The organism is Streptomyces sp. NPDC006197 (genome assembly GCF_040613865.1).
Lineage (GTDB): Bacteria > Actinomycetota > Actinomycetes > Streptomycetales > Streptomycetaceae > Streptomyces.
On the sequence record NZ_JBEXSZ010000061.1, the window covers coordinates 36,680 to 44,577 of the forward strand.

Annotated in this window: 4 protein-coding genes; all 4 read left to right on the forward strand. The window is 73.6% G+C overall.

Features of this window, described 5'->3' with window-relative positions:
* Positions 1–38 precede the first annotated feature (38 nt).
* The 4 genes from ABZ318_RS20305 (at position 39) to ABZ318_RS20320 (ending at position 7,769) form a co-directional block, all read left to right on the forward strand.
* On the forward strand, positions 39–1,970 hold the full coding sequence (locus ABZ318_RS20305; RefSeq protein WP_356903852.1) for a TIGR03960 family B12-binding radical SAM protein: 1,932 nt from the start codon (positions 39–41) through the stop codon (positions 1,968–1,970).
* Between the two features lie 61 nt (positions 1,971–2,031).
* The gene (locus ABZ318_RS20310) at positions 2,032–2,694 is read left to right on the forward strand and encodes a hypothetical protein (protein WP_356903853.1); all 663 of its coding nucleotides are present in this window, start codon (positions 2,032–2,034) and stop codon (positions 2,692–2,694) included.
* 233 nt (positions 2,695–2,927) lie between these two features.
* Positions 2,928–3,719 carry a TIGR03936 family radical SAM-associated protein gene (locus ABZ318_RS20315; protein WP_356903854.1) on the forward strand — a complete coding sequence of 264 codons (792 nt, stop codon included), beginning with the start codon at positions 2,928–2,930 and terminating at the stop codon, positions 3,717–3,719.
* A 234-nt stretch (positions 3,720–3,953) separates the two neighbouring features.
* On the forward strand, positions 3,954–7,769 hold the full coding sequence (locus ABZ318_RS20320) for an Rne/Rng family ribonuclease (protein WP_356903855.1): 3,816 nt from the start codon (positions 3,954–3,956) through the stop codon (positions 7,767–7,769).
* The last annotated feature ends 129 nt before the right edge of the window (positions 7,770–7,898 follow it).

Sequence of the window (7,898 nt, forward strand, 5' to 3'; positions counted from 1 at the left end):
TTGAGAGTCGCCCCCCTGCCAGCTCACGAAGGTTCGAGATGTCTGCTGCCGAGTCTGTCTTCCCGCAGCTCGAAGCTCTGCTCCCGCACGTGCAGAAGCCGATTCAGTACGTCGGTGGAGAGCTGAACTCCACGGTCAAGCCGTGGGAGTCCGCCGACGTCCGCTGGGCGCTGATGTACCCGGACGCGTACGAGGTCGGTCTGCCCAACCAGGGCGTCATGATCCTCTACGAGGTGCTGAACGAGCGCGAGGGCGTCCTCGCCGAGCGCACCTACAGCGTGTGGCCGGACCTCGAGGAGCTGATGCGCGAGCACAACGTGCCGCAGTTCACCGTGGACAGCCACCGCCCCGTCGGCGCGTTCGACGTCTTCGGCCTGAGCTTCTCCACGGAGCTCGGCTACACGAACATGCTCACGGCCCTGGACCTGGCGGGCATCCCGCTGGAGTCGAAGGACCGCACCGTCGACCACCCGATCGTGCTCGCCGGCGGCCACGCCGCCTTCAACCCCGAGCCGATCGCGGACTTCATCGACGCGGCGATCATCGGCGACGGCGAGCAGGCCGTCCTCGACATGACCGAGATCATCCGGCAGTGGAAGGCCGAGGGCCGCCCCGGCGGCCGCGAGGAGGTCCTCCTCCGCCTCGCCAAGACCGGCTCGGTCTACATCCCGGCGTTCTACGACGTGGAGTACCTGCCGGACGGCCGCATCGGCCGCGTCGTGCCGAACAGGTCCGGCGTGCCGTGGCGCGTCTCCAAGCACACCGTCATGGACCTCGACGAGTGGCCCTACCCCAAGCAGCCCCTCGTCCCGCTCGCGGAGACCGTCCACGAGCGCATGTCCGTCGAGATCTTCCGCGGCTGCACCCGCGGCTGCCGCTTCTGCCAGGCCGGCATGATCACGCGCCCCGTGCGGGAGCGAAGCATCACCGGCATCGGCGAGATGGTCGAGAAGGGCCTCAAGGCGACGGGCTTCGAGGAGGTCGGCCTCCTCTCCCTCTCCTCCGCGGACCACAGCGAGATCGCCGACATCGCGAAGGGCCTGGCGGACCGGTACGAGGAGGACAAGGTCGGCCTGTCCCTCCCCTCGACCCGCGTCGACGCGTTCAACGTCGACCTGGCGAACGAGCTCACGAGGAACGGCCGCCGCTCCGGCCTCACCTTCGCCCCCGAGGGCGGCTCCGAGCGCATGCGCAAGGTCATCAACAAGATGGTCTCGGAAGAGGACCTCATCCGCACCGTCTCCACGGCCTACGGCAACGGCTGGCGCCAGGTGAAGCTGTACTTCATGTGCGGCCTGCCGACGGAGACCGACGAGGACGTCCTGCAGATCGCCGACATGGCGATGAACGTGATCGCCGAGGGCCGCAAGGTCTCCGGCCAGAACGACATCCGCTGCACCGTCTCCATCGGCGGTTTCGTCCCCAAGCCGCACACCCCCTTCCAGTGGGCCCCGCAGCTGTCGGCCGAGGAGACGGACGAGCGCCTGCGCAAGCTCCGCGACAAGATCCGCGGCGACAAGAAGTACGGCCGCTCGATCGGCTTCCGCTACCACGACGGCAAGCCCGGCATCGTCGAGGGCCTCCTCTCCCGCGGCGACCGCCGCCTCGGCGCGGTCATCCGCGCGGTGTACGAGGACGGCGGCCGCTTCGACGGCTGGCGCGAGCACTTCTCGTACGACCGCTGGATGGCCTGCGCCGAGAAGACGCTCCCCGACGTCGGCGTGGACGTCGCCTGGTACACCACCCGCGAGCGCACCTACGAGGAGGTCCTGCCCTGGGACCACCTGGACTCGGGCCTCGACAAGGACTGGCTCTGGGAGGACTGGCAGGACGCCCTCGACGAGACCGAGGTCGAGGACTGCCGCTGGACCCCGTGCTTCGACTGCGGCGTGTGCCCGCAGATGGACACGCACATCCAGATCGGCCCGACGGGCAAGAAGCTGCTGCCGCTGACGGTCGTGAATCAGTAACGCTTGAATGACGGCCCGGCGAAAGGGAAACCCTTCGCCGGGCCGTCGCGTCATTTTCGGCATGAACACGGAGAACGCCAGGTCGCAGCCCCCGAACGAGCCCGCGGGCTGTCTCACGGGGGTGGTGCGGGCCATCGCCCTGGTGATCGTCCTGCCCGTCCGGCTGGTCTGGGACGCCCTGGCCTACTGCCTCAAGCAGCTGTGGCGCTGGGTCCTCGCTCCGCTCGGGCGGGCCCTCGGCTGGCTGATCCACCACCTCGTCGTCATCCCGCTGCGGTTCCTGTGGGAGTGGGTCCTCGCCCCGGTCGGCCGGGCCCTCTGGTGGGTGATCGACCTGCTGGTCGTCACGCCCCTGAAGTGGCTCGGGCGCTGGGTCCTCCTCCCCGTCGCCAAAGCCGTCTGGTGGGTCGTCGACCTGCTGCTCGTCACCCCGCTGACCTGGCTCTGGCGGTACGTGCTCGCCCCCGTCGGCCGGGCGGTCGGCGCCGCGGTCGCCTGGGCCTGGCGGATCGGGGGCCGGATCTCCCGGGCCCTCGGGCGCGCCGTCGGCTGGGTGCTGTGGAACGCGATCGGACGCCCCCTCGCCTGGACGTACCGGGTGGTCCTCACGCCCCTCGGCCACTGGCTGCGCACCTGGGTGTGGGAGCCCCTCGCCTCCGTCGGGCGGGCCGTCCGCGCCGCGGCCCGCGAGGTGCGTCTCGCCCTCTTCGGCGGGTCCCGCTGACCGAGTCCGGAGAACCGGAGGCGGCGGGGGCGCGTACCCTGGGCAGTACGACGAACGTCCCCGGTGCGGCGCCCGCCCCGAGATCTCCCCGCAGGACGCGGGGGTGATCCGGGCGGGCCGCCCAGGGGGCGTCCCCCGAGCTTCCGGGCGGAGCGCCACCCGCGCCCGCCCCGCACCGAGGAGAAGAACCACTGGGCAAGCGACAGCCCGAAGGCCCGCCGCCCGCACCGGCGGTGCAGCGCATCCGACTGCGCTACACCAAGCGCGGCCGCCTCCGGTTCACCAGCCACCGTGACTTCCAGCGCGCCTTCGAGCGTGCACTGCGCCGTGCCGAGGTGCCCATGGCGTACTCGGCGGGCTTCACCCCGCACCCCAAGGTGTCGTACGCCAACGCCGCCCCGACGGGCACGGGCTCCGAGGCCGAGTACCTGGAGATCGCGCTCACCGAGGCGCGCGACCCGGAGACCCTGCGGGCCCTGCTCGACGAGTCCCTCCCGGCCGGCCTCGACATCACCGACGCCGTCGAGGCCCGGACCTCGGGTCTCGCCGACCGGCTCACCGCCTCCGTGTGGGAGCTGCGCCTGGAGGGCGTCGCCGTCGAGGACGCGGAGAAGGCCGTCGAGGCGTTTCTCGCGGCCGAGACCGTGGAAGTACAGCGCAAGACCAAGAACGGAGTCCGCACCTTCGACGCCCGTTCCGCCGTCACCGAGCTGACGGCAGCCCGTCACCAGGGCGATCCCCAGGGTGATAGGCCGCTGGACAGCGCCTGTGCGATACTGCGCCTGGTTGTTCGGCACGTGACACCTGCCGTGCGACCCGACGACGTCCTGTCCGGTCTCCGAGCTGTGGCCGACCTGGCGCCGCCGGTCCCCGCTGCGGTGACCAGGCTGGCGCAGGGGCTCTTCGACGAGGAGTCCGGCACGGTGACCGACCCGCTCGCGCCCGACCGCGAGGCAGTCACGGCCGCTTCACCCACGGCCGCCGCGACCGCCCCGGCGACGGCGCCGGGTGCCGGTACCGCGTAGGGAGCGGTCGTCGTAGCGCCGCCCTGGTACTCGGGAGCCACCTGGGTCGGGCAGCGCACTGACCAGGAGACTTTCGCCAGGCCGTCCGCACAGGGCGTACGGAACCGGCGAGCCAGACACATAAGCTCCCGTGCGGCGCCCGCGCCCCGGACGGCGGCACCGCGCCACAGGCGCGATCGTGCCGCCGGACCGGAACCAGGCGCGGCGCCCGGGAGCGTGACGGGAGAACCCCGCATGCTCGAGTCCAACGAAGACACCAACGCCCCCGGTGACAAGCTGCCGCCGCGCCGCAGGCGCCGCGCCGCTTCCCGCCCCGCCGGTCCGCCGGTGACGGGCGCGACCGCCGACGCCGCCGAGACCACGGTGGCCGCCGAGGCCCCGGCCGTAGAGGCCCCCGCCGTGGAGGCCGCCCCCGCCGAGGCCGCCTCCGCGCCGCGCACCCGCCGCCGGGCCACCCGCAAAGCCACTGCGCCCGCCGTGGAGGCCGCGGCCGAGCCGGTCGTCGAGCCGGTCGTCGAGACCCCCGCGGCCGAGGCCGTCGAGGAGGCCCCCGAGGCCGCCCCCGCCCGCCCGCGCCGCCGTGCCACCCGTAAGGCCACCTCGCCGGTGACCTCCCCGGCCGCCGCCGAGGAGACCGCGGCGCCCGCCGCCGAGCCGGTCGCCGAGGCCGCCGCCGCTCCGGTCGCCGAGGCCGTGGAGGAGGCCGCGCCGCCGGCCCGTACCCGCCGCCGTGCCACCCGTAAGGCCACCGCTCCGGCCGGCCCCCCGGCCGCCGCCGAGGAGACCGTGGTCGTGGCCCCGGTCGCCGAGCCGGTCGTCGAGACCGCCGCCGCTCCGGTCGCCGAGGCCGTGGAGGAGGCCGCGCCGCCGGCCCGTACCCGCCGCCGTGCCACCCGCAAGGCCACCTCGCCCGAGCCGGCCGCCGAGCCGGCCGCCACCGGCGAGTCGCTGCCCCAGTCCACCGTCGAGCAGATCACCGCCGACGAGGCCGAGGTCGCCGCCGCCGAGACCGCCGCCACCCGTGGCCGCGGCCGCCGCCGCGCCACCTCGCCGCAGTTCACCTCCGAGCCGGCCCCGGCCCGCGAGCCGCGCCGCGCCGCGCGCCCCGCCGTCCCCGTCTTCCAGGCCCCGGTCTTCGCCGAGCCGATGTTCCAGACCCCGGAGACCGCCGCCGCGGCCGCCGCCGCCTACGCGGAGGAGCCGGAGGAGGACGAGGCCGTCGAGACGGCCGAGGTGGTGGAGGCCGTCGAGCCCGCCGAGACCGAGACCGCCGAGCGGGCCGAGTCCGGCTCCCGCCGTCGCCGTCGCCGCCGTGGCGAGCCCGTCGCCGTCGAGCCCGTCCCGGCCACCGTCGCCGACGAGCCCGAGGTCGAGGCCGCCGCCGACGAGATCGAGGAGACCTTCGAGGCCGGGGAGCCCGAGGAGACGGACGAGTACGAGGACCGTCCGTCCCGCCGTCGCCGCCGTGGCGGCCGTCGCCGCCGTCGCGGCGAGCTCACCGAGGTCGAGGAGGCCGAGGAGGGCGAGGAGCCGCACGCCGAGGACGAGACCGAGGAGACCGACGAGGGCGAGGAGGAGCCGGAGGAGGCCGAGGCCTACGCCGGCGGCTCCAGCAGCTCCCGTCGCCGCCGTCGTCGCCGCCGTCGCAGCGGGGACGGCTCCGTCGACGTCGAGGCGGGCGAGGAGGACGGCGTCCGTACGGTCGTCAAGGTCCGCGAGCCCCGCCCGGCCCGCGAGAAGGCCGAGCCGTCCGACGAGGTCCAGTCCATCAAGGGCTCGACCCGCCTGGAGGCCAAGAAGCAGCGCCGCCGCGAAGGCCGCGAGCAGGGCCGCCGCCGCGTCCCGATCATCACCGAGGCCGAGTTCCTCGCCCGCCGCGAGGCCGTCGAGCGCGTCATGGTCGTCCGCCAGAACGGCGAGCGCACCCAGATCGGCGTCCTGGAAGACAACGTGCTCGTCGAGCACTACGTCAACAAGGAGCAGGCCACCTCGTACGTCGGCAACGTCTACCTGGGCAAGGTCCAGAACGTGCTGCCGTCCATGGAGGCCGCCTTCGTCGACATCGGCAAGGGCCGCAACGCCGTCCTGTACGCCGGTGAGGTCAACTTCGAGGCGCTCGGCATGGCCAACGGGCCGCGCCGCATCGAGTCCGCCCTCAAGTCCGGCCAGTCGGTCCTCGTGCAGGTCACGAAGGACCCGATCGGCCACAAGGGCGCGCGTCTGACCAGTCAGGTCTCCCTCCCGGGCCGCTACCTCGTGTACGTCCCCGAGGGCTCGATGACCGGCATCAGCCGCAAGCTCCCGGACACCGAGCGCGCCCGTCTGAAGACCATCCTCAAGAAGATCGTCCCCGAGGACGCGGGCGTCATCGTGCGCACCGCCGCCGAGGGCGCGAGCGAGGACGAGCTGCGCCGTGACGTCGAGCGCCTGCAGGCGCAGTGGGCCGACATCCAGAAGAAGGCCAACCAGATCTCGACGTCCGCGCCGAGCCTGCTCTACGGCGAGCCGGACATGACCGTCCGGGTCGTCCGCGACATCTTCAACGAGGACTTCTCGAAGGTCATCGTCAGCGGCGACGACGCGTGGGAGACCATCCACGGGTACGTCTCGCACGTCGCGCCCGACCTGGCCGACCGCCTGTCCAAGTGGACCAGCGAGGTCGACGTCTTCGCGACGTACCGGATCGACGAGCAGCTGATGAAGGCGCTGGACCGCAAGGTCTGGCTGCCGAGCGGCGGCTCGCTGGTGATCGACAAGACCGAGGCGATGATCGTCGTCGACGTCAACACCGGCAAGTTCACCGGCCAGGGCGGCAACCTCGAAGAGACCGTGACGAGGAACAACCTCGAAGCGGCCGAGGAGATCGTGCGCCAGCTGCGCCTGCGCGACCTGGGCGGCATCGTCGTCATCGACTTCATCGACATGGTCCTGGAGTCCAACCGCGACCTGGTGCTGCGCCGCCTCCTGGAGTGCCTGGGCCGGGACCGCACCAAGCACCAGGTGGCCGAGGTCACCTCGCTCGGCCTGGTCCAGATGACCCGCAAGCGGGTCGGCCAGGGCCTCCTGGAGTCCTTCTCCGAGACCTGCGTCCACTGCAACGGCCGCGGTGTCATCGTGCACATGGAGCAGCCGGCCACCGCCGGTGGCGGTGGCGGCGGCAAGCGCTCGAAGAAGCGCGGCCGCGGCGGCGCCGAGCACGTCCACGAGCACGAGCACGCCGAGGCGGTGGAGACGGCGGAGGCCGAGGTCGAGACCGAGGCCGAGGTCGCCGCGGAGCTGGCCGCCCCGGTGGCCGTGCCGGTGCCGATCGCCCCGGACGAGGAGCTGTACGGCTCCGCCGCCGAGGCGGAGGCCGCCGCCACGCGCGGTCGTGGCCGTCGTCGCGCCACCCGCCGGGTGTCCGCCCCGGTCGTCTCGACGCCGGTCGCCCCGGCGCCGGTCGTGGAGACCGAGGCCGTGGACTTCGAGCCGGCGCCCGCCGCCGAGCCCGTCGCCCCCGCCGCCGAGCCCGAGCCGGTCGTGGAGGCCGAGCCGGTGGTCGAGGAGACCGCCGCCCCGGCCCCGCGCGGCCGTCGCCGTGCCACCCGTCGGGTGACGTCCCCGGTCGTCTCGACCGCGGACACGGCCGCCGAGGTCGTCACCGAGCCGGTCGCCGAGCCTGCTCCGGAGCCGGAGCCCGTCGTGGCGCCGGAGCCGGTGGCCGAGCCCGTCGTCGAGGAGGCCCCCGTGGCCGCCCCGCCGCGTGCCCGGCGCCGGGTGGTCCGCAAGGCCACCGCTCCCGCCGGTTCGCCCGCGGGCGCCGAGGAGGCGGCCGTCGTCGTGGTGACCACGGCTCCGGCCGAGGCCGCCGAGGCGCCGGCCGAGCCCGAGGCGGAGGCCGCGCCGGCCAAGAAGACGGCCGCGCGCAAGACCGCGAAGAAGGCCACGGCCAAGAAGGCCGCCACCAAGAAGACGGCGGCGACCAAGAAGACCGCGGCGAAGAAGACCACCGCCAAGAAGACCACGGCCAAGAAGGCGGCGGAGAAGACCGCCGCCCCGGCCCAGGACTGACCGGCCGGTGCGGGCCGCCTCCCCCGTCCGGGGGCGCAGGACTTCAACGTCAACGAGTCGTACGTCATCGAGGAGGGCGTCCGGGAGGGCAACGTCTGGGCGCTCGACCTGCTCACCGAGTACGGCTCC